The sequence below is a fragment of the Limnohabitans sp. genome (assembly GCF_044361985.1).
In the GTDB taxonomy this organism is placed as follows: Bacteria; Pseudomonadota; Gammaproteobacteria; order Burkholderiales; family Burkholderiaceae_C; genus Limnohabitans_A.
In genome coordinates this window covers 1-20954 of record NZ_JBIKHV010000029.1, presented here as the reverse complement: position 1 = coordinate 20954, position 20954 = coordinate 1, and the positions used below count along the sequence as shown (strand labels likewise).

20 protein-coding genes are annotated in these 20954 nt (G+C 55.1%); 8 read left to right on the top strand and 12 right to left on the bottom strand.

Features of this window, described 5'->3' with window-relative positions; all coding sequences use genetic code 11:
* Positions 1-94: 94 nt before the first annotated feature.
* On the bottom strand, positions 95-1426 hold the full coding sequence (gene aceA / locus ACIQ3A_RS07200) for an isocitrate lyase (protein WP_396431072.1): 1332 nt from the start codon (positions 1424-1426) through the stop codon (positions 95-97).
* A 713-nt stretch (positions 1427-2139) separates the two neighbouring features.
* Between aceA and ACIQ3A_RS07195 the strand changes: the two genes are divergently transcribed.
* Positions 2140-2541: an SWIB/MDM2 domain-containing protein gene (locus ACIQ3A_RS07195; protein ID WP_396431071.1), complete on the top strand. Its 402-nt coding sequence runs from the start codon at positions 2140-2142 to the stop codon at positions 2539-2541.
* Between the two features lie 92 nt (positions 2542-2633).
* Here ACIQ3A_RS07195 and ACIQ3A_RS07190 read toward each other — a convergent pair whose 3' ends face one another.
* Positions 2634-4334, bottom strand: a complete 1701-nt coding sequence (locus ACIQ3A_RS07190; RefSeq protein ID WP_396431070.1) for a thiamine pyrophosphate-binding protein — start codon at positions 4332-4334, stop codon at positions 2634-2636.
* Positions 4335-4409: 75 nt separating this feature from the next.
* On the bottom strand, positions 4410-7016 hold the full coding sequence (clpB, locus tag ACIQ3A_RS07185; RefSeq protein WP_396431069.1) for an ATP-dependent chaperone ClpB: 2607 nt from the start codon (positions 7014-7016) through the stop codon (positions 4410-4412).
* A 218-nt stretch (positions 7017-7234) separates the two neighbouring features.
* Between clpB and ACIQ3A_RS07180 the strand changes: the two genes are divergently transcribed.
* Positions 7235-7654, top strand: coding sequence for a hypothetical protein (locus ACIQ3A_RS07180; RefSeq protein WP_396431068.1), 420 nt, complete (start codon positions 7235-7237; stop codon positions 7652-7654).
* Between the two features lie 14 nt (positions 7655-7668).
* Here the strand turns inward: ACIQ3A_RS07180 and ACIQ3A_RS07175 are convergent, their stop codons facing one another.
* From ACIQ3A_RS07175 to ACIQ3A_RS07150, 6 genes are read right to left on the bottom strand one after another with little or no spacing between them, the layout of a single operon-like run.
* Entirely contained in the window at positions 7669-8157 is a 489-nt protein-coding gene (locus ACIQ3A_RS07175; RefSeq protein WP_396431067.1) for a molybdenum cofactor biosynthesis protein MoaE, read from the bottom strand.
* A 4-nt stretch (positions 8158-8161) separates the two neighbouring features.
* A complete protein-coding gene (locus ACIQ3A_RS07170; protein ID WP_396431066.1) occupies positions 8162-8413 on the bottom strand; it encodes a MoaD/ThiS family protein in 252 nt (83 codons plus the stop codon).
* The gene (glp, locus tag ACIQ3A_RS07165; protein WP_396431065.1) at positions 8410-9666 is read right to left on the bottom strand and encodes a gephyrin-like molybdotransferase Glp; all 1257 of its coding nucleotides are present in this window, start codon (positions 9664-9666) and stop codon (positions 8410-8412) included. The genes ACIQ3A_RS07170 and glp overlap by 4 nt, the downstream gene beginning before the upstream one ends.
* 5 nt (positions 9667-9671) lie before the next feature.
* Positions 9672-11117 carry a threonine synthase gene (gene thrC, locus ACIQ3A_RS07160; protein WP_396431064.1) on the bottom strand — a complete coding sequence of 482 codons (1446 nt, stop codon included), beginning with the start codon at positions 11115-11117 and terminating at the stop codon, positions 9672-9674.
* Positions 11117-12439, bottom strand: a complete 1323-nt coding sequence (locus ACIQ3A_RS07155; protein ID WP_396431063.1) for a homoserine dehydrogenase — start codon at positions 12437-12439, stop codon at positions 11117-11119. Before ACIQ3A_RS07155 ends, thrC begins: the two co-directional genes overlap by 1 nt.
* Positions 12440-12494: 55 nt before the next feature.
* A complete protein-coding gene (locus ACIQ3A_RS07150) occupies positions 12495-13736 on the bottom strand; it encodes a pyridoxal phosphate-dependent aminotransferase (protein WP_396431062.1) in 1242 nt (413 codons plus the stop codon).
* Positions 13737-13867: 131 nt separating this feature from the next.
* Here ACIQ3A_RS07150 and ACIQ3A_RS07145 point away from each other — a divergent pair, with 131 nt between their 5' ends.
* Positions 13868-14245 (top strand): Mth938-like domain-containing protein, encoded by a 378-nt coding sequence (locus tag ACIQ3A_RS07145; protein ID WP_396431061.1) that lies wholly within the window; start codon positions 13868-13870, stop codon positions 14243-14245.
* A 158-nt stretch (positions 14246-14403) separates the two neighbouring features.
* Entirely contained in the window at positions 14404-14889 is a 486-nt protein-coding gene (locus ACIQ3A_RS07140) for a peroxiredoxin (RefSeq protein ID WP_396431060.1), read from the top strand.
* On the opposite strand, the gene ACIQ3A_RS07135 is transcribed toward ACIQ3A_RS07140, so the two are convergent.
* Positions 14878-15048: a hypothetical protein gene (locus ACIQ3A_RS07135; RefSeq protein ID WP_396431059.1), complete on the bottom strand. Its 171-nt coding sequence runs from the start codon at positions 15046-15048 to the stop codon at positions 14878-14880. The two genes, ACIQ3A_RS07140 and ACIQ3A_RS07135, sit on opposite strands and share 12 nt — an antisense overlap.
* Here ACIQ3A_RS07135 and ACIQ3A_RS07130 point away from each other — a divergent pair.
* Positions 15047-16735, top strand: coding sequence for a PhoH family protein (locus tag ACIQ3A_RS07130; protein WP_396431058.1), 1689 nt, complete (start codon positions 15047-15049; stop codon positions 16733-16735). The two genes, ACIQ3A_RS07135 and ACIQ3A_RS07130, sit on opposite strands and share 2 nt — an antisense overlap.
* A gap of 27 nt (positions 16736-16762) precedes the next feature.
* On the opposite strand, the gene dnaB is transcribed toward ACIQ3A_RS07130, so the two are convergent.
* Positions 16763-18181 carry a replicative DNA helicase gene (dnaB, locus tag ACIQ3A_RS07125; protein ID WP_396431057.1) on the bottom strand — a complete coding sequence of 473 codons (1419 nt, stop codon included), beginning with the start codon at positions 18179-18181 and terminating at the stop codon, positions 16763-16765.
* A 213-nt stretch (positions 18182-18394) separates the two neighbouring features.
* Complete coding sequence (locus tag ACIQ3A_RS07120) at positions 18395-19531, bottom strand: hypothetical protein (protein ID WP_396431056.1); 1137 nt, start codon at positions 19529-19531, stop codon at positions 18395-18397.
* 241 nt (positions 19532-19772) lie between these two features.
* Between ACIQ3A_RS07120 and ACIQ3A_RS07115 the strand changes: the two genes are divergently transcribed.
* From ACIQ3A_RS07115 to ACIQ3A_RS07105, 3 genes are all read left to right on the top strand, one after another.
* Positions 19773-20051, top strand: a complete 279-nt coding sequence (locus ACIQ3A_RS07115) for a type II toxin-antitoxin system RelE/ParE family toxin (protein WP_396431055.1) — start codon at positions 19773-19775, stop codon at positions 20049-20051.
* A 9-nt stretch (positions 20052-20060) separates the two neighbouring features.
* Positions 20061-20375, top strand: a complete 315-nt coding sequence (locus ACIQ3A_RS07110; protein WP_396431054.1) for a HigA family addiction module antitoxin — start codon at positions 20061-20063, stop codon at positions 20373-20375.
* 137 nt (positions 20376-20512) lie between these two features.
* Positions 20513-20698, top strand: coding sequence for a BrnA antitoxin family protein (locus tag ACIQ3A_RS07105; RefSeq protein WP_396431053.1), 186 nt, complete (start codon positions 20513-20515; stop codon positions 20696-20698).
* Positions 20699-20954 lie beyond the last annotated feature (256 nt).

The following is a 20954-nucleotide window of genomic DNA, read 5'->3' as shown; positions in this document are numbered from 1 at the left end:
TAAAAAAGCGCGGCAAAGGCCACGCTTGGAGTAAGTGTCTAAACGCTGAGGGCGGATTTTACGCCGCCCTCGCTTTCAGTGACTTGACTTTCGATCAGTGGAACTGCTCTTCTTCGGTGGAACCTGTGAGGGCTTTCACCGAGGATGAACCACCCTGAATCACTGTGGTCACGTCGTCGAAGTAGCCAGCGCCGACTTCTTGCTGGTGCGAGACAAAGGTGTAACCTTTTTCGCGGGCCGCGAATTCAGGCTCTTGCACCATCTCGGTGTAATGCTTCATGCCTTCGCCGCGTGCGTAAGCGTGGGCGAACTGGAAGGTGTTGAACCAGTTGATATGGATGCCTGCCAGTGTGATGAACTGGTACTTGTAACCCAAAGCCGAGAGGTCATCCTGGAAAGATGCGATCTGGCTGTCGTTGAGGTTCTTTTTCCAGTTGAACGACGGCGAGCAGTTGTAGGACAGCAACTTACCAGGGCAAGCAGCGTGCACAGCCTGCGCGAATTCGCGAGCGAAGCCAATGTCCGGCACACCTGTTTCGCACCAGACCAGATCGGCATAGGGTGCATAAGCAACGCCACGGCTGATGGCTTGTTCAAGACCATTTTTGACGCGGTAAAAGCCCTCTTGTGTCCGATCGCCGGTCAGGAATGGCTTGTCATTGGCATCATGATCTGAGGTGATCAGGTTTGCTGCTTCAGCGTCGGTGCGAGCCAGCACGATCGTGGACACACCCATGACGTCGGCTGCAAAACGTGCGGAGATCAATTTCTCACAAGCTTCATGTGTGGGGACCAAAACCTTGCCACCCATGTGGCCGCATTTCTTAACAGCAGCCAATTGGTCTTCGAAGTGAACACCTGCAGCACCCGATGCGATCATGTTCTTCATCAACTCAAAGGCATTCAACACACCACCAAAGCCCGCTTCTGCATCGGCCACGATGGGCAGAAAGTAGTCGATGAACTCCTTGCTGCCTGGCTCGACGCCGCGGCCCCACTGAATTTCATCAGCGCGCTTGAAGGTGTTGTTGATGCGGCGAACCATGGTCGGAACCGAGTCATAGGCGTAAAGCGATTGATCGGGGTACATGGTTTCAGAAGTGTTACCGTCCGCGGCAACTTGCCAGCCCGAAAGGTACACCGCCTCCAGCCCGGCTTTGGCTTGTTGCATGGCTTGCCCTGCGCTGATGGCACCGAATGCATTGACATAGCCTTTTTTGGCGCCGCCATTGATCTTCTCCCAAAGTTTTTCCGCACCGCGCTTGGCCAAGGTGTGCTCAATGGGCATGCTGCCGCGAAGGCGCACCACGTCAGCTGCGGTGTATCCGCGCTTGACGCCTTTCCAGCGTGGATTCGTTGCCCAGTCTTTATCGAGGGCGGCGATTTGTTGTTCACGGCTCAGTTGTTGAGTGAGATTGGCGGGCATGTTCGGACTCCTGAAGTCAAGTTGAAATCGGGCGATGTGGGCAGCGAATTCTGCTTTGTCGTTGACGCCATCTTAACTCTTATACAAGACTGATTTCAATTCTTATGTCTTATACAAGACGTTTTTTTATTTGTTTAAAATCAATTACTTGTGAAGTCTTTTTTACAATATGATTTTAATTTTTCCATATTGAGAAAAATTGCGGCACTGCAGCATTTAAAATTTTCAAATCATGAAAAATGATGACGGCCCATGAAATACGATGTGACCCATGCGTAAATCTAGACAGAGGGGCAATGAAATTTGTCGATCAAAATTTGCAAGCAATAATTTTTTGCAAAAAAGCGCTTCTTGTCTGGTGCATTCAACACCGCACATTGAAAGTCAGGGGCACCTCGGCGCCAAGGGCTGGTAGAAAAAAACCTTAGCCATTGATCAACAACAGCACACAGCGCGGTGCCTTTTGAGCCACGAGAAACAGCGCATATTGGCTGGAATTCGCTGACTTGCGTCACAGCGGCAAGGCCTTGATAGCGCACTGAAAAAGACTGGCCGATAAAAAAAGGGACTTGGAAGCCTGCAAATCAGCAACAACCCCTAAAGAAAATTGATAAATGGGCTTGGTAAGTGCCCGTTTCTCCAGTAGCATGCACATGGCTGAAAACAAACTGTTACTCAGCGACGTACCAACTTCCGATCAAAGGAATTCCACCATGGCAACTGCGAAAAAAACCCCGGCAACAAAAGCTGCTCCCGCTAAAAAAGCAGCTCCGGCCAAAAAAGCTGCTCCTGCTAAAAAAGCTGCAGCACCCGCTAAAAAAGTAGCGGCAAAGGTGCCCGCCAAAAAGGCTGCACCTGCTAAAAAGCGTACCCCCAACCCAGCCTTTATGAAGGCCCTGACACCCAGTGCCGCATTGGCCGCTGTTGTGGGCGCAACCCCACTGCCACGCACCGAAGTGGTCAGCAAGATGTGGGTTTACATCAAAAAGCACAATCTGCAAGACAGCGTGAATCGTCGTGCTATCAATGCTGACGACAAACTCAAGGCTGTTTTTGGCAAGGCGCAAGTCACCATGTTCGAAATGGCTGGCTTGATCGGCAAGCACCTGAAGTAATTCAACCGCTGACCGTTTAAAAAAAACCCGCTTCGGCGGGTTTTTTCATGTCTTTGTTCGAACGGTCATACGCCTCAAAGCCTCGGCAGACCTCAAGCTTTTTGTTGGGTCAGCGCAGCCTCTGTGATGGCCTGCAATGTCCCACGGGTGGTGATGACTTCAGGATCAAGCACCACTTCAATCAAAGTGCCCTCGGATCGAGCCAAAGCAGCCAGCAGGCACGCTTCGAATTGCGCAGTCTTGTGGATTCGAACACCTGCATAACCATAGGCTTGAGCCAAGGCCACAAAATCAGGATTGTGAAGTTTCGACCCCGTCACATGGGTTGGATATTCGCGCTCTTGGTGCATTCGAATCGTGCCAAACATACCATTGTTCAAAACCAAAATGATGCTTTTACCGCCGTGCTGCACAGCAGTGGCCAGTTCTTGACCGTTCATTAAAAAATCACCATCGCCCGCAATGGTAAAGGCCGTACGTCCCGTCAAAATATTCGCGGCGATGCCTGCGGGAACACCATACCCCATGGCCCCCACGGTCGGGGCCAACTGGGTCTTATGACCTTTGACCAAGCCATGGTGTCTGAAGAAGCGATGCATCCAGCTTGCAAAGTTACCAGCCCCATTCGTGACCACGGCATCCTCGGGCAAATGCTTTTGAAGCATGGCCACAATCTCTGGCATATCCACATCACCCGGCAAGGTTTGTGGCTTCAGGTTGTCTAAATAGCTGCCATGTACTGTTCGTGTCCACTCAATCCAAGGCAACGTCGGTGGCGCCGTCAAAACTTCCAGGCTGCGTGCCGCGGCGTTCATGGTGGACAGAATGGCCAAGTCTGCTTGGTAAACGCGGTTCAACTCTTCTGCGCTGCCGTGAATATGCACCAGTTTTTGTAAGGTTTTGGGCGCCTGCAGCAGGGTGTAGCCACCGGTCGTCATTTCCCCGAGCCGTGGGCCAATGGCCAAAATCAGATCTGACTCACGCACACTCTTGGCCAAAGCCGGGCTGATACCAATGCCCACATCACCCGCGTATTGGGGATGGTGGTTGTCAAAGGTGTCTTGAAACCGAAAAGCATTGGCAACGGGCAACTGCCAGTTTTCAGCAAAGCGCTGCAGCGCCTGCGCAGATTGCAGCGTCCACCCCCCACCTCCACAAATAACCAAGGGTTTTTGGGCCGCCAGCAACAACTCTCGCAAATGACGCAGCGCCCCCGGATCGCTCCAGGCTTGCACGGGCTCCACGCGAGCCAAGGCTTGGGCGGTATGGATGGCTTGGGTCAACATGTCCTCGGGCAAGACCAGCACCACAGGGCCAGGGCGGCCATTCATGGCTGTCGCAAATGCGCGCGCAATGTACTCGGGCAAGCGCTCGGGATCATCTACCCGCTCAACCCGTTTGGCCATGCCTTTTGTCGAAGGCCCAAAAAAATGGGTGTAATCCATTTCCTGAAAGGCTTCTCGGTCGCGTGTGTCACTGGCCACATCACCCACAAAAAGGACCATGGGGGTTGAATCCTGAAACGCGGTGTGCACACCAATTGATGCATTGGTGGCGCCAGGACCTCGGGTGACGAAGCAAATCCCAGGTCGTCCAGTGAGCTTGCCTTGGGCTTCGGCCATGAAAGCTGCGCCGCCTTCTTGCCTGCAAGTCACAAAACGAATGGCTTCACGGTGCACATGAAATCCGTCCAGCACAGCCAGATAGCTTTCTCCGGGCACACCAAATGCATGAGTTACGCCTTGGGCAAGGAGGCATTCAACCAGCAAGTGGCCCGCAATTTTTGTCGTCATGGACACATTGTGCACAAGCCTTCTGCAGTTTGTGTGTCACGCGTTTACCGACCTTCCAGCGGGCACCGACAGTGCTCAGTCGTGCGCTTCAACCACTTTGAAATCAAACTGCCCAGGATGTCGCACAGGGTCGACAGACACCTGGATTTGGCACTTGGGGGGGAAACGTCCTTCCAGCAACAGGCGAGACAGGGGGTTCTCCAGTCGTTGCTGGATCGCCCTTTTCAGAGGTCTGGCACCAAAAATCGGGTCAAAGCCCACTTTGGCCAACTCAGAAAGCGCTCCCGCAGTCACTTCAAGGTTCAAGTCCATGCGCAGCAACCGATCTTTAAGCACCTGCAATTGGATCGATGCAATCGATGCGATGTGATCGGCATCCAAGCCATGGAAAACGACCGTCTCGTCAATTCGGTTCAAAAATTCTGGCCGGAAATGGGCCTTGAGCTCATCCCAAACGGCATCCTTAATGTCTTCTGCCGGTTGCCCCACCATCGACTGAATCAGCCTTGAGCCCAAGTTGGAGGTCATCACAATGACCGTATTTTTGAAGTCCACCGTGCGGCCCTGGCCATCGGTCAAACGACCATCGTCCAGCACCTGCAACAAGACGTTGAAAACATCGGGATGGGCTTTTTCGACTTCGTCCAGCAACAATACGCTGTAGGGTTTGCGACGCACAGCTTCCGTGAGATGGCCGCCCTCTTCGTAGCCCACATAGCCTGGGGGCGCACCAATCAACCGCGCCACCGAATGCTTTTCCATGAACTCGCTCATGTCGACGCGAATCAAATGGTCCTCGCTGTCAAACAAGAACCCAGCGAGGGCTTTGCACAGCTCGGTTTTGCCCACACCCGTAGGGCCTAAGAACAGGAAGGAGCCGGTTGGGCGGTTGGGATCTGACAAGCCTGAACGCGAACGACGGATGGCATTGGCCACCGCCGAAATGGCTTCGTCCTGCCCCACCACACGTTGATGCAGTTTGTCTTCCATTTGAAGCAGTTTTTCACGCTCACCCTGCATCATTTTAGAGACGGGTATTCCAGTGGCACGGGACACGACTTCAGCAATCTCTTCAGCGCCCACCTGGGTACGCAGCAATCGGTGAACGGGTTTTTCACCCGGCAGCGCTTCTTTGGCCTGAACCTCTTTCAAGGTTTTTTCTAGCGCGGGCAACTTGCCATATTGCAGTTCGGCCACTTTGTTGAAGTCACCCTTGCGAGTCAGCTCTTCAATTTGTTGGCGCAGCTGGTCAATTTGCTCCCGCACTTGCTGTCCGCCTTGTGCCTGAGCTTTTTCGGCATGCCAGATCTCTTCCAGATCGGCCGCTTCTTTTTTGAGTTTGACAATCTCTTCCTCAATCAAAGCAAACCGTTTTTGCGAAGCTTCATCGTGTTCTTTGCGCACCGCTTCACGCTCAATCTGCAACTGGATCAATCGGCGATCAAGCTTGTCCATCACCTCGGGTTTGGAGTCGATTTCAATCTTGATCTTGGCGGCAGCTTCATCGATCAGGTCAATCGCCTTGTCGGGCAGGAATCGGTCGGTGATGTAGCGGTGACTCAATTCAGCCGCCGCAACAATCGCAGGATCCGTGATGTCCACGCCATGGTGAATTTCGTATTTTTCTTGCAAACCACGCAAGATGGCGATGGTGGCTTCGACGGAGGGTTCATTGACCAGAATTTTCTGAAACCGCCGCTCCAAGGCGGCATCTTTTTCGATGTACTTGCGGTATTCAGCCAGCGTCGTGGCACCTACGCAATGCAGCTCCCCCCTGGCCAATGCGGGCTTGAGCATGTTGCCGGCATCCATGGCCCCCTCCGCCTTGCCTGCCCCGACCATGGTGTGCAATTCGTCAATGAAAACGATGGTTTGGCCTTCGTCTTTGGCCAATTCGCTCAACACGGTTTTCAGCCGCTCTTCAAACTCGCCGCGGAACTTGGCGCCCGCCAGCAAGGCGGCCATATCGAGCGACAAAACCCGTTTACCCTTGAGTGAATCAGGCACCTCACCTGCCACGATGCGCTGAGCAAGCCCCTCAACGATTGCGGTTTTGCCAACACCGGGCTCACCAATCAATACCGGATTATTTTTGGTACGGCGCTGCAAAACCTGAATCGCACGGCGTATTTCGTCATCGCGACCAATGACCGGATCGAGCTTGCCCATGCGAGCCCGCTCAGTCAGATCGATACAGTATTTTTTCAGGGCTTCGCGCTGGCCCTCTGCTTCGGCATTGCCCACAGTTTGCCCACCGCGCACGGCATCAATCGCCGTTTCAAGACTCTTGCGACTGAGCCCATGCTCTTTCGCCAAGCGCCCGATGTCGCCCTTGTTGTCAGCGATGGCCAGTAAAAACAGTTCGCTGGCGATGAAAGCGTCGCCCCGCTTCATGGCTTCTTTTTCACACGCCTGAAGCACCTTGGCCAGTTCAGGCCCGACCTGAACCTGGTCTTGACCTGTGACCTGCGGTAAGCGGCCCACAGCAGCTTCGGCGGCCATGGCCAATCCCTGCACCTGCACGCCCGCACGCAACAACAAGGCTTTGGGCCCCTCTTCTTGCTTGAGCATCGCCACCAAAACGTGTGCGGGCTCAATGTAGGCATGGTCACGGCCCAGCGCCAGAGACTGGGCATCAGACAAGGCTTCGTGGAATTTGGTCGTTAATTTGTCAAGGCGCATGAAAATTCTCCAGTGGCCATCATTTTGGGGGGCATTACCCATTTTCAAGACTTGGAGGGCGATGTCATATTGCCTAAAATCAAGGTATGAACATTCACCAGCTTTCCGTCAGCCATGAGGAGCGTCAAGATCGCTTGTTGATTCGACTCAATACCCAAGATGGTCAGTAATTTCGTTTCTGGCTGACACGTCGGATGGCCATCCGACTGTTGCCTGCGATGCAAGCGTCAGTTGTCCGTCTGGAGGCCGCTCAACCCGGCATGGCCGCCATTGGTGACTCATCGCAGCAAATTTTGACGGAACTCAAACGCGATGCTTTTTTACAAACTGCAGACTTTTCCACACCCTACGATGCACAAGCCCAACAATTGCCTTTGGGTGACGAACCCTTGTTGGTCACCGACGCGCAGCTGAGCGTGCAGCCAAACGGCAGTCTACAAATCATTTTTCAGAAAAAAATAGGCGAGGCCATCCAGTCTTGCCAGCTGAACTTACAAGCACCGCTGGTTCACGGCATGATCCATTTAATTCAGCAATCCGTGGCGAAAGCTGAGTGGAATTTATTGGCTCCAAGCACTCATCTGCGTGCAGATGACGAACGCGGCACACACACGGACCCGCAAAACTACAAGCACTGAGCCCTAGAAAAGGCTCATGCATTGTTGACGGCAATTCCCCATCTGGCCAATGCCGCATCGTCTGACACACGGGCATCTACCCAATGTGCACCGCGAGGGGTCTGTTCTTTTTTCCAGAATGGCGCTTGGGTTTTCAAGTAATCCATCAAAAATTCGCACGCTTTGAAGCTTTCTCCACGGTGCGCCGAAGTGACTGCCACAAAAACAATCTGATCAGCGGGCAGCAAGCGGCCTACACGATGCACCACACGAGCGTTATAAAAATCAAAGCGCTGGTGCGCTGCATCGATCATGGCTTCGATCGATTTTTCTGTCATGCCTGGGTAATGTTCCAGCTCCATAGCCTTCACTTCATCCAGCGCCTCACCAGTCAATGCACGGGTATCGCGCACCGTCCCCACAAAACTGCACACAGCGCCAACGCGGGCATCTTGCCCCCTCAAGGCAGTCAACTCTTGGGACACATCGAAGTCTTCGCTTTGAATGGTGACGCGGGGCAGCATGGCTTCAACCTCCTGTGACGGGCGGGAAAAAGGCCACTTCGCAATCACCCGACAAAAGGGTGGCATCGTCAGCCATGACTTGATTGACGGCAACCCGCACCGGGCGGCCAAGCGCCAGGCACTCGGCATGCGCCCCGCCACGTGCAATCAATTGCAGGCGCAAGTTGGCAACGTCCGGGCCAAGCGTTTCGAAAGCCTCTAAACCCACCCCGATGCTCTCGCGCAAAGAAGCAAAGTAACGCACCTGGATCTTCATGACAAGCTCTCCGAAAATGGCCAGAAGCTGACCATGTCGCCATGGGCAACCGTCTGGCCACCGGGGTTATCCACCACGCCATCGCCCCACACCATCGAGGTCAAGACCCCGGAGCTTTGGTTGGAAAAGAGATCCAGACCCCCTTGCACATTGCGGCGAACACGCAAGAATTCTCGCCGTTTGTCGGCTTTTGGCCAATCAAAGTGCGCTGGTAATTTCGAGCAGACCGGGGCATTTTGCTCAGCGCCTTGCAAAGCCATGACCAAGGGTTTGACCAACAGCAAAAAGGTCATAAAACTGGACACGGGATTGCCAGGCAGGCCGACAAAATGCGCCACACCTGGTGAAGTCTCACGCCGAACATGCCCATAGGCAAAGGGCTTGCCGGGCTTCATGGCAATCTGCCAAAGTGCCAGCGCCCCCAAGGACTGAACAGCAGGCTTCACGTGGTCTTCTTCACCCACCGACACGCCACCACTGGTAACAATCAGGTCGTGGTGGTCTGCCGCTGTTTTAAGGGCGGCCACTGTGGCTTCTCGGCGGTCAGGCACGATGCCCAAATCGCTGACCTCACAGCCAAGCCGATGCAACAATGCCCGCAAAAAAAACCGATTGGAGTTGTAGATGGCACCCGGCGGCATGTCAGCAGGTGCGACATCCCCAGGCATGACCAGTTCATCACCGGTTGAAAACAACGCCACCTTGGGCCGTGACATGACCTGGAGATGCGCCAAGCCCAGACTGGCCGCCAAGCCCAGCTCTGCAGGTCCAAGTTTTTGTCCGCGCTGCAAGACGCTATCACCCAGTTGGATGTCTTCGCCTCTGCGGCGTAGCCACTGGCCCGGTTCAGCCTGAGTTAAAAAACGAACCCGTGATGGCTGGTCTGGGGTAACAAGTTCCGTTTGCTCTTGCGCCACGATGGCATCTGCGCCAGCTGGAACGGGTGCTCCCGTGAAAATACGGGCGGCTTGGCCTGGCAACAGGGGGGTACCGAAGTGACCCGCGGCAATGCGCTGTGTGACGGACAACTCGATGCCGGCCTGGGTCAAATCGGCGCTACGGACCGCGTATCCATCCATGGCGGAATTGTCAAAGGCGGGAACTTGCAATGCAGATACCAGGTCTTGCGCCAAGATGCGGCCATCGGCATCCAGGGTGGCCACTGAGGCCACGCTCGTTAATGGTTTGATATGGGCCAACAACGTTTTTAAAGCGTCATCGAGCGACATCAACGGGGCGCGAGGAGAGGTCATCTAGTTCACTGACAGTGTTGGGTAATAAAGGCCTTGATCAGTTCCACATCCGCTGGCATGACCTGCACGCGCTTGGGCAATGACTCGATGCCTTCGAAACGGGCGGGCCGATCAGGCTGGCAGCCCAAGGCCTCAACAATTGTGGAGGCGAACTTGATGGGCAGTGCAGTCTCAAGAACGATCATGGGGACTTGTGCATTCAAGTGTTCCTGGGCCACTTTCACACCATCTGCAGTGTGGGGATCGATCATCATGCCGTAGCTTGAAAACACCTGCTGAATCGTCTTCAGCCGGTCGTTGTGGGTGCTGTGGCCACTTTCAAAACCGTAAACCGCTGCGGCCCTGGCAAATCGGGGATCGCCTGACAAATCGAAGCATCCATCGCGGCTCAAGCCTTCACCAAAGATGGCCTTGGTTTGAGTTGCATCGCGGTCCAGCAAGTCAAAAACAAAACGCTCAAAGTTGCTGGCTTTTGAAATGTCCATGGAAGGGCTGGATGTCTCGTGGGTATCGCTGGTGCCGCGTACACGGTAAATGCCCGTATGAAAGAACTCGTCGAGTACATCGTTTTCGTTGGTGGCGACCACCAAGCGGTTGATCGGCAAGCCCATCATGCGGGCCACATGGCCTGCACACACATTGCCGAAATTACCACTGGGCACAGTAAAGCTGGCTTTCTGGTCGTTGTTTTGTGTCGCCTGGAAGTACCCGGCGAAGTAGTAAACAACCTGGGCCAGCAAGCGGGCCCAGTTGATCGAATTGACCGTGCCAATTTTGTAGCGACGCTTGAACGGCAAATCGTTTGACACGGCTTTGACGATGTCCTGGCAATCATCAAACACGCCATCGATGGCGATGTTGTAAATGTTTTCGTCCAGCAGGCTGAACATCTGGGCTTGCTGAAAAGGACTCATGCGGCCATTTGGGCTGGTCATGAACACCTTCACGCCCTTTTTGCCACGCATGGCATATTCGGCAGCGCTGCCTGTATCGCCCGATGTCGCGCCCAAAATATTCAGTGCTTCGCCGCGCCGTGCCAACTCGTATTCAAACAAGTTGCCCAGCAACTGCATGGCCATGTCCTTGAACGCCAATGTGGGTCCGTTGGACAAGGCTTCAAGATACATGTCAGGCCGGCTTTGGCCTGTTGCGCGCAATGGTTTGAGTGGCACAATTTCTGGGGTGCCGAACACTTCTGGCGTGTAGGTCTTGCGGCACAGGGCCTGCAGGTCTTCGCGCGGAATGTCGTCAACGTACAAAGACAAAATCTCGAACGCCAAGGCCGCATAACCTTGGCTTTGCCAAGCCTCGCGCAAGCGCGTCAGACCCGCCCCGTCAAGCTGCGGATAGCTTTCAGGCAGATAGAGGCCGCCGTCAGGTGCCAGACCTTCCAGCAAAATTTCGCAAAATTGTTTGCGGTCGGCGTGACCACGGGTCGAGAGGTAACGCATCAGTTCAAATCTTCCTTGCGAATACGCACGATCGGGGCCATCACAGTCGGCAGTGCCTGCATTTGGGCCAAGACATCGTTCAAGGTGCCTTCACGGGTGTCGTGGGTCAAGATGATCACATCGGTCTGGTTTTCACCTGCCAGGCTCACCTGGTCAGCCTCTCGCTGTAACACGGCATCAATGCTGATGTCCGCTTGTGCGAGCAAGCCGGTCAACTTGGCCAAAACACCTGCTTGATCGGCCACGCGCAAACGCAGGTAATAACTGGTCACCACTTCGGACATGGGCAGCACCGACAAATTGCTCATGGCCCCCGGCTGGAATGCCAAATGCGGCACCCGGTTGAGCGGATCTGCAGTGTGCAAACGGGTAATGTCCACCAAATCGGCAATCACCGCACTGGCGGTTGGCTCAGCGCCCGCACCTTTGCCGTAATACAAGGTGGTGCCGACGGCATCGCCTTGCACCATCACGGCGTTCATGGCCCCTTCCACATTGGCAATCAGGCGCTGGGTGGGCACCAAGCTCGGGTGAACCCGCAGCTCAATGCCTTGAGCTGTGCGCTTGGTGATGCCCAACAGTTTGATGCGGTAGCCAAGTTGCTCGGCGTATTTGATGTCGGCAGCGCCCAGTTTCGTGATGCCTTCTACATAGGCCTTGTCAAACTGAACCGGAATGCCAAAAGCAATGGCACTCATCAGGGTGACCTTGTGGGCAGCATCCACACCCTCGATGTCAAAAGTCGGGTCGGCTTCGGCATAACCCAGGCGCTGTGCTTCTTTGAGCACCACCCCAAAATCCAGGCCTTTGTCACGCATCTCGGACAAGATGAAGTTGGTGGTGCCGTTGATGATGCCTGCCACCCACTGAATGCTGTTGGCGGTCAGTCCTTCACGCAGTGCCTTGATGATCGGTATGCCGCCGGCCACGGCAGCCTCAAAAGCCACCATCACGCCTTTGGCCTGCGCCGCTGCAAAAATTTCTGTGCCATGCACCGCCAGCAAGGCCTTGTTGGCAGTGACCACGTGTTTGCCGGCAGCAATGGCTTCAAGCACCAGCGCCTTGGCAATGCCATAACCCCCGATCAGTTCAATGACGATGTCGATCTCGGGGTTGGAAATCACGGCGCGCGCGTCGGCCACCACCTGCACGCCCTCCCCCACCACTTCTTTGGCACGCGCCACATCAAGGTCGGCCACCATGGCAATTTCAATGCCGCGTCCAGCGCGGCGCTGGATTTCTTCCTGGTTGCGCTTGAGCACGTTGAAAGTGCCGCTGCCCACTGTGCCAATGCCCAACAGGCCCACTTTGATCGGTTTCATTTTTTAACTTCTTTACTGCAATACACCCAAAAGATTCGGGCATCAATTCTTCAATTCAGGCCGCCAAAGCCTCGGTGCCAAAACGTTTGCGGGCACCTTCAAGAAAACGCGCCATGCGGGCAATCGCTTCACGCAAGTCGTCTTCATGGGGCAAAAATACGATCCGGAAATGATCGGTGTCGGGCCAATTGAATCCCGTACCCTGGACCAGCATGACCTTGGTTTCCTCCAGCAATTGCAAGAAGAAATCCTGGTCATCTTTGACCGGATACATCTGGGAATCCAATTTGGGGAACATGTACAAGGCCGCATGCGGCTTGACACACGTCACGCCGGGGATGGCGGTGATCAGGTCATAGGCCAAATCGCGCTGCTTGCGCAGTCGACCGCCCTCACCCACCAACTCGTTGATGCTCTGGTGTCCGCCCAAAGCGGTCTGAATGGCCCACTGGCCAGGCACGTTGGCACACAAGCGCATGTTGGAGAGCATATTCAGGCCCTCGATGTAATCGCGGGCATTTTTCTTATCTCCCGAAATGATCATCCAACCAGCCCGGTAGCCGCAAGAACGGTAGCTCTTGGACAGCGAATTGAATGTCAGGGTCAGCACATCCTGGGAAAGACTGGCCATGGGCGTGTGTTTGACGCCGTCGTACAGAACCTTGTCGTAGACCTCGTCGGCGAATATCACCAAGCCATGCTCGCGCGCAATGGACACGATGCCTTTGAGTAAATCGTCGCTGTACAAGGCCCCCGTGGGGTTGTTGGGGTTGATCACCACGATGCCCTTGGTCCGTGGCGTGACTTTCGCCCGTATGTCGGCCAAATCGGGCATCCAGCCATTTGATTCTTCACACTTGTAATGCACGGGCGTGCCGCCCGACAAGCTTGCCGCAGCAGTCCACAGCGGGTAATCAGGCGCTGGCAAAAGCACCTCATCGCCGTTGTCCAGCAGGCCATTGGTGGCCATGACAATCAATTCGCTGGCACCGTTTCCAAGATAGATATCGTCCAGCGTGACGCCCAGAATGCCTTGCTTTTGAGTTTCGTGCATCACGGCTTTGCGCGCCGCGAAAATGCCTTTGCTGTCAGAGTAACCAGCTGAATTGGGCAGGTTGCGGATCATGTCTTGCTGAATCTCTTCAGGCGCATCAAAGCCGAAAACGGCCAGGTTTCCGATGTTCAATTTGATGATCTTTTGACCGTCCTCTTCCATCTGACGGGCGCGGTCCATGATGGGGCCACGAATGTCATAACAAACATTGGCGAGCTTGGCAGATTTTTGAATGGGCTTCAAAGTGCCTCCAAAGGCGGTTGCGAGGGAGAAAACCTATAATTTGACCACATTTCGAGAACGTTTTGGCACCCACCACAAGAGCACAGCCTCTAATGTTGAACCGATGCCTCCCAGCCATTTCAGATCAAGCCATGAAACTTCAACCTGACAAATCCAGCGGCCTCTCCATCAATGCTTATGGCCAAGGATGGATCGAGGTGAATGGTCAAAAATTTTTCCATTCTTTGACCGTCAGCAGCTTGCCTGGCGCAACCCCTGCCAAATGGGAAGTTGCCCGATTTGCGGAGTTGGAAGCAACCGATTTCGAAATATTGTCAAAAAGCGGTGCCGAATTGGTCATCTTTGGCAGTGGCCAGCGCTTGCGTTTTCCTCAGCCTGCATGGCTGAGATCACTGGTTGAACTGGGCATTGGTCTTGAAACCATGGACACAGCCGCAGCCTGCCGCACTTACAACATTTTGGCCAGCGAAGGTAGAAAAGTCGTGGCCGCTTTGCTACTAGAACCCTAAAGCATGCATTTCAGCCTTGTTCTTGTTTCTGGGACCTGTTCGTATTCAAGTGTCTCATTCAGAGTAAAATCATCGGTTGCCAAGGCCCCCGGGCCTTTAGCGCACCTGGCGCCTTCGAGGCGGCACGCGCTCAACCTGTCAAGCGAGATCAAAGTTTTATGGCGATCGTTCTTAACAAACCCCTCCCAGAATTCGAAGCGAACGCCACGAGCGGCCTGAAAGTTTCTAATATCTCCCACGTCGGTCAACCCGTGGTCTTGTTTTTCTACCCCAAAGACAACACGCCCGGCTGCACCACCGAGGCCATGCAATTTCGCGACAAGTACAAGGATTTCGTCAAAGCCGGTGCACTGGTCTTGGGTGTTTCCCGTGACAACATGAAATCCCATGATGATTTCAAAGCCAAACTTGAACTGCAATTCGAGCTGATTGCAGACACCGAAGAAAAAATGTGCCACATGTTTGGTGTTGTCAAAAACAAAATCATGTACGGCAAAAAGGTCAAAGGCATCGAGCGCAGCACCTTCCTTATAGGTTCTGACGGCACCCTCAAACAAGAGTGGCGCGGACTCAAGGTACCAGGTCACGTGGAAGAAGTTCTCAAGGCTGTGAAAGATTTGAAAAAAGCAGCCTCAGTCGCTTGATCCAAAACAGGAAGTTTTGTCTTTTGGCTCGTGCATAATGAATTCATGCCGCTGAAATTCAGCCCCTTCTCTTCCTGTAATAAAAGCCGCCTTGGCCTCCAGGCGGCTTTTTATTTTTCTGCGCCAGAATTTTTCACCCTCAAGAGGCCCTTCGCTCATGCCACTGCCACCTGCACCCACACAACGCGCCAGCCGCTTGACCCACAAAGCATTCGAGGAAATGTCGACGGAGATTGAAAGCCCAACGGCGCTGGTACAGATAGAGACCAAGAAATTCACACAAGCGGCCGAGCCAGCGGTTGCCGCAGAGTCCAAACGTGCCACACGTCCCCGCAAGGCCCAGCCATCAGGTATTGATCCGGTGGTTGCTTCGGCTGTGACTGCCCCTTCAGTGCGTGAGCCTATGCCCACCAAACTGGCTGCAGTCCCCGCGGGTCGGTCCAAACGCAGGACGGGACCGAGCAAACTCTTCGTGCTCGATACCAATGTGCTCATGCACGACCCCATGAGCCTTTTCCGCTTTGAAGAGCACGATGTTTTCTTGCCGATGATCGTTCTGGAAGAACTGGATGGTCACAAGAAAGGCATGACCGAGGTAGCGCGCAATGCCCGACAAGCCAGCCGTTCGCTGGACGCTTTGGCATCTGCACAAGGTGCCGACTTGGGTCAAGGCTCGCCATTGGCAGCAACAGGCCACACCGACGCCATGGGGCAACTCTTTTTCCAGACCCAGGCGCTCGACCTGAGCCTGCCATTGGCCCTGCCGCAAGGCAAGGCGGACAACCAGATCCTGGGCGTTGTCAAGGCACTGGGCCAAATGCATGCGCCACGTGAAGTTGTTCTGGTGTCCAAGGACATCAACATGCGGGTCAAGGCACGTGCTTTGGGCCTGCACGCTGAGGACTATCAAAACGACAAAACCCTTGAAGATGGTGACCTGCTTTACCCCGGTTCGTTGGCCTTGCCACCCGATTTCTGGATCAGGAATGGCAAGACCGTCGAAAGTTGGCAACAAGGCACGCACACTTTTTACCGGATCTCCGGCCCGATCGTGCCCAGCCTCTTCATGAACCAGTTCGTTTATTTCGAGGCACCGGGCGAGCCCAGTCTGTACGCGCGGGTGACCGAGATTCGCGGAAAAACTGCCGTGCTGCGCACACTTAAAGACTTCAACCACCAAAAAAATGCCATTTGGGGCGTCACGACGCGCAATCGGGAACAAAATTTTGCGATGAATTTGCTGACCGATCCGGACATCGACTTTGTGACTTTGGCTGGAACAGCGGGATCGGGCAAGACCTTGATGGCACTGGCTGCGGGTTTGACGCAAGTCCTCGATGACCGGCGTTACACCGAAATCATCATGACCCGGGCTACTGTGAGCGTGGGTGAAGACATCGGGTTTTTACCGGGTACCGAAGAAGAAAAAATGGGTCCCTGGATGGGCGCACTCGACGACAACCTGGAGTTTTTGGCCAAGGGCGATGGGGGCAATTCTGGTGAATGGGGTCGGGCTGCGACCAACGAGTTGATCAAAAGCCGCATCAAGATCAAGAGCATGAACTTCATGCGCGGTCGCACCTTCATGAACAAGTACGTCATCATCGATGAAGCGCAAAACTTGACGCCCAAGCAAATGAAAACCCTGATCACACGGGCAGGCCCCGGCACGAAGATCATCTGCATGGGGAATCTGGCCCAGATTGACACGCCTTATCTGACTGAAGGCTCCTCAGGTCTGACCTATGCTGTCGACCGCTTCAAGGGCTGGGCCCACGGGGGTCACATCACCCTGGCGCGAGGAGAGCGCTCCAGGCTGGCCGACTTTGCCAGCGACGCCCTCTGATCGCAACAGCACAAAACCCTTCGGGTCTCAGTAGTCGTCACTCAGACCCGAAGCCAGGCTTTCGAAACGTGTCAGGTTCTTCAGGAAGGTCAAACGGGTCGTTCCGGTTGGGCCATTGCGCTGCTTGCCGATGATGATTTCTGCCACACCGGGATCTTTGGAATCCTTGTTGTAATAGTCATCGCGGTAAATGAACATGATGATGTCGGCGTCTTGCTCAATGGCGCCAGACTCACGCAAATCACTCATCATGGGGCGCTTGTCGGTCCGCTGTTCAACGCTTCGGTTCAGCTGAGACAGCGCAATCACCGGACATTGCAGTTCTTTGGCCAGCATTTTCAGTCCACGTGAAATCTCGCCCAATTCCGTGGCCCTGTTGTCACCACCTGAACCGCCTGAGCCGCTCATGAGCTGCAAATAGTCCACCACGATCAAGCCCAGCTTGCCGCACTGCCGAGCCAGGCGCCTGGCGTTGGCACGCAACTCTGAAGGTGTCAGGCCCGGTGTTTCATCGATGTGCAAAGACACCGTGCGCAGCTTTTCGATGGCCTCGGTCAATCTTGGCCATTCGTCATCGCTGAGCTTGCCGGTCCTCAAGTGCCCCTGATCAATTCGCCCGATCGAGCCAACCACACGCACTGCGAGCTGAGATGCCCCCATTTCCATGGAAAACACCGCCACAGGCAAACCTTCATTCAAGGCCACGTGCTCAGCAATATTGATGGCAAAAGCGGTTTTCCCCATAGAGGGTCGGGCCGCCAAAACCACCAGATCACCCGGCTGCAGGCCAGAAGTCATGCGGTCAAGGTCGTAAAAACCTGTGGGCACCCCTGTGATGTCGTTGGGGTTGTTCGCCATTTCCTGAACACGGTCGAGCAGTTCAACGACAAGCGTGTCCATCGACTGAAAGCCCTGCTTCATGCGGGAGCCTTCTTCGCCGATGTTGAAAATCTTTTGCTCTGCCTCGTCCAGTATGCGGTCAATCGCCTTGCCCTGCGGATTGAATGCATTCGTAGCGATCTCATCACTGGCAGAAACCAGTTTGCGCAAGATGGACCGCTCTCGAACAATTTCCGCATATCGGCGGATATTGCTGGCACTGGGCACATATTGGGCCAAGGAATTGAGGTAACCCAAGCCGCCCATCTCTGCGGTCTTGCCCTGGTTTTGCAAATACTCGCTGACCGTGATCACATCCGCCGGCTTGGAAGCGTTGATCAAGGCCCCCATCGCGGCGTAGATCAACTGGTGCTCATGTCGATAAAAATCGGAGTCCACCAACAAATCACCCACCCGGTCCCAAGCCCCGTTGTCAAGCAATAGCCCGCCCAAGACGCTCGACTCGGCCTCAATCGAGTTAGGGGGGACACGCAACTTGGCGATTTGGCTGTCAGACGACAGGTTGGCGGGAAAATCGCTCAAATGGGGGGAGAAAACAGCAGACATTGGGTACTGGAAAATCAAACGTCCATGTTAGCCCCGCCAGCAGTTGGCGTCACGGGATAAGCCTGTGGATAAACAGGGGGGATCCCGTGATCAACACGGGATAAGTCAGCTACACAAACAAAGTGACTCACAAATCAAATAAACAATATCAATAAAAGAATCGTTCTTTGGTTTTGTAAGCCGACTTGAGATCCACCAAATTGATACCCCCCTTTAGACCGGGCTGTAAATCCCGAACTGCGCCAAATTCAGCGCAGGCTGCTCCAGCACCAAGGCCGTAAAGTAATCCGGCTGCACCTCATCCAGATCCAGCGCACCAGTGGCTCCTGCAAAACTGCCGTCCACATCACCGCGCAAATAGCCCACCAGCTTGACTTGCAGCGTGGCAGCGTCGCCAGTCAAATTCAACGTGATGGCCGGTGGCTGACCTGGGCGCAAGGGGTTGCCACCGACCCCCGTGATCGCGGTTACGGCGTCACTGGCTTCGTCGACAAATTTCCAAGTCGGTGTGGGCGTGCCGGTACCGGTCAAACCCACCACGTGCTTGAGCACGCCAATGGCGTCATTGAGCTCGACCCCCCCATTGCCGTCAAAGTCTGCCGCCAGCGCCTGGTAGGGTGACAGCGTCTGATTGCCGCCGTTGACATTCAGCCCAACGATCATCTTGAGAATGGCAATGGCGTCCTGCAGGTTGACGGCATCGCTCGTCGCCTTCAGCTCGGCCGTGCTCACGTCGCGACCCGCCGCCAAGCCGGGGCGCGCATCGGTCAGCCCGTCAAGCAGCAGCGACAAAGCACCACGTTTGTCGGTCGACGGACTGGCCTGCCCCACCTCCACCCGCACGCTCTCGAGCAAGGTGTGCGCCTTCCAGCTGTAGCTCAGGGCATTGACGGTTTTTTCTCCTGTCGGGTTGGTGCTGAGGTGGTTGCCGCTGGCGTCCATCCAGACGCGGGCGGTGTTCACCAAGTCGATACTCAGCGACTGGTTGGCCTGACTCAGGGACAGGCGCAGGTCGTCGACCGCGCCATCGGCATCGCTATCGACTTTGCTTGCCGAATTAACGACGGCCTTGAGAGCATCACCTGTCAGGCGAGCGCCGTTGCTCAGCTCGATCCGGTCAGCAGCCGTCAGGTCCCAGACACGGTCTTTGTCGTCGGCGCCGGCCGTGGCCAGGTCGAACTTGAAGGTGTCGGCACCGCCGAGGCCAAACAACTGGTCAGAGCCAGCACCACCATCGAGCACGTCGGCACCCGCGCCGTAGCCCGGGTTGTTGGCCAGCAGCGTGCGCAAGACCGCCAGATTGCTCAGGTACTGGTAGATGGTGGCGTTGTCATCAAGGTAGCTGTGCACCTCGGTGCCGCCGGCAGAACCCGGTTGGCTGGAACTGCCACCCGCCGCATCACCGAAAGCGCCGCCACCCCCAAAGGGGCCCCCAGCGCCCGCTGGAGCTGTTGCGCCTGCACCATGAGCGCATTGAGGCTTGGATTTTGGAGCAGGCGGGGATTGCGTTTGATGCCAAAGCCGCACCGGGTGGGCTGCGCGTTTTGGCTGGTTAATTTGCAAAGTGTAACGCTACGGGATACAATTGATCATGATTAAGTCATTCGGACATAAGGGGCTGCAAGCGTTCTTTGAGCGTGGCACCAAAGCAGGCATCCGGCCTGACCATGCCTCCAAGTTAGGCCGTTTGCTGGCGCGACTAGATGCGGCAACGTCTGACCGGGATATGAACGTTCCGGGCTGGGGCTTGCATCCTTTGTCGGACGATTTGAAGGGCCATTGGGCCGTATCGGTCAATGGCAATTGGCGAATGACATTTACCTTTGAGGGCACAGACGCTGTGCTGGTTGATTACATGGATTACCACTAGGAGTACGCAATGACCCGTATGTTTAACCCACCACACCCCGGCTTGACGCTGCGTGATGACGTGTTGCCTGCATTGGGGCTGGGTGTGACCCAAGCTGCCGAACAGTTGGGCGTGTCGCGTGTCGCGTTGTCACGCATGTTGAATGGCCGCGCTGCTATTTCGCCTGATATGGCCCTGCGCATAGAGGCATGGCTGGGCGTGGAGCGTGGCGGTGATGCCCGCGTGTGGCTGGCAGAACAAAGTGCCTATGACGTGTGGCAGGCACAGCTTCGATTCAAAGCCAAACCGATGCGCGTTCAACCAGCTCCAGCGATGGCGGCGTGAGCTCACCATTGAAAGCCACGCCATGCAGAAACCCAATGACACTAATCGCCAAAGATTCGCCGACGTGTGGGATGCGATTGAGGACACACCAGAAGAAGCAGCCAGGATGCGGGCACTGTCCAAATCGAAAATGGTAAATGGAAGAAGCTTTAGCCAGTCAATCTGACGATGGCGGCAATCCAACAACCGAGGTCACCCTGTGGCTTGACGTTGAAGTGGTGGATAAATTCAAGGCATTCTGTGACGACTGGCAGACCCGTATCAATAGCGGCCTATTTGGCATATATAACGTTCTACACAAGGGCTTGATTAGCTTCCGCTAAGGCGGCAGGCAATGGCGAACCTTCGGCGCTCGATATGTGTCTGCTGCCTCCACCAGCGCGGTCATGCCGGGCGGCCTGTTTTTTGATTGAGCTGCGCGCTGTGGGCCAGTCCACCCAGCATCACCGCTTTCGTTTTGCCTGCGCTGCTGTGTCAGTCCCCTGATGGCCAGTCCAAATTCCCCCACCCGTGGCCACCCCAAATTCCCCCAGGCAGCGCAGCCAGATTATGACGTTTCCAGATTGACGACCAAGCGTG

Excerpts from the sequence above, each read along its gene's own strand:
- aceA (WP_396431072.1), bottom strand. The coding sequence starts at position 1,426 with ATGCCCGCCAATCTCACTCAACAACTGAGCCGTGAACAACAAATCGCC.
- ACIQ3A_RS07195 (WP_396431071.1), top strand. The coding sequence starts at position 2,140 with ATGGCAACTGCGAAAAAAACCCCGGCAACAAAAGCTGCTCCCGCTAAA.
- ACIQ3A_RS07190 (WP_396431070.1), bottom strand. The coding sequence starts at position 4,334 with ATGACGACAAAAATTGCGGGCCACTTGCTGGTTGAATGCCTCCTTGCC.
- clpB (WP_396431069.1), bottom strand. The coding sequence starts at position 7,016 with ATGCGCCTTGACAAATTAACGACCAAATTCCACGAAGCCTTGTCTGAT.
- ACIQ3A_RS07180 (WP_396431068.1), top strand. The coding sequence starts at position 7,235 with ATGCAAGCGTCAGTTGTCCGTCTGGAGGCCGCTCAACCCGGCATGGCC.
- ACIQ3A_RS07175 (WP_396431067.1), bottom strand. The coding sequence starts at position 8,157 with ATGCTGCCCCGCGTCACCATTCAAAGCGAAGACTTCGATGTGTCCCAA.
- ACIQ3A_RS07170 (WP_396431066.1), bottom strand. The coding sequence starts at position 8,413 with ATGAAGATCCAGGTGCGTTACTTTGCTTCTTTGCGCGAGAGCATCGGG.
- glp (WP_396431065.1), bottom strand. The coding sequence starts at position 9,666 with ATGACCTCTCCTCGCGCCCCGTTGATGTCGCTCGATGACGCTTTAAAA.
- thrC (WP_396431064.1), bottom strand. The coding sequence starts at position 11,117 with ATGCGTTACCTCTCGACCCGTGGTCACGCCGACCGCAAACAATTTTGC.
- ACIQ3A_RS07155 (WP_396431063.1), bottom strand. The coding sequence starts at position 12,439 with ATGAAACCGATCAAAGTGGGCCTGTTGGGCATTGGCACAGTGGGCAGC.
- ACIQ3A_RS07145 (WP_396431061.1), top strand. The coding sequence starts at position 13,868 with ATGAAACTTCAACCTGACAAATCCAGCGGCCTCTCCATCAATGCTTAT.
- ACIQ3A_RS07140 (WP_396431060.1), top strand. The coding sequence starts at position 14,404 with ATGGCGATCGTTCTTAACAAACCCCTCCCAGAATTCGAAGCGAACGCC.
- ACIQ3A_RS07130 (WP_396431058.1), top strand. The coding sequence starts at position 15,047 with ATGCCACTGCCACCTGCACCCACACAACGCGCCAGCCGCTTGACCCAC.
- ACIQ3A_RS07135 (WP_396431059.1), bottom strand. The coding sequence starts at position 15,048 with ATGAGCGAAGGGCCTCTTGAGGGTGAAAAATTCTGGCGCAGAAAAATA.
- dnaB (WP_396431057.1), bottom strand. The coding sequence starts at position 18,181 with ATGTCTGCTGTTTTCTCCCCCCATTTGAGCGATTTTCCCGCCAACCTG.
- ACIQ3A_RS07115 (WP_396431055.1), top strand. The coding sequence starts at position 19,773 with ATGATTAAGTCATTCGGACATAAGGGGCTGCAAGCGTTCTTTGAGCGT.
- ACIQ3A_RS07110 (WP_396431054.1), top strand. The coding sequence starts at position 20,061 with ATGACCCGTATGTTTAACCCACCACACCCCGGCTTGACGCTGCGTGAT.
- ACIQ3A_RS07105 (WP_396431053.1), top strand. The coding sequence starts at position 20,513 with ATGGAAGAAGCTTTAGCCAGTCAATCTGACGATGGCGGCAATCCAACA.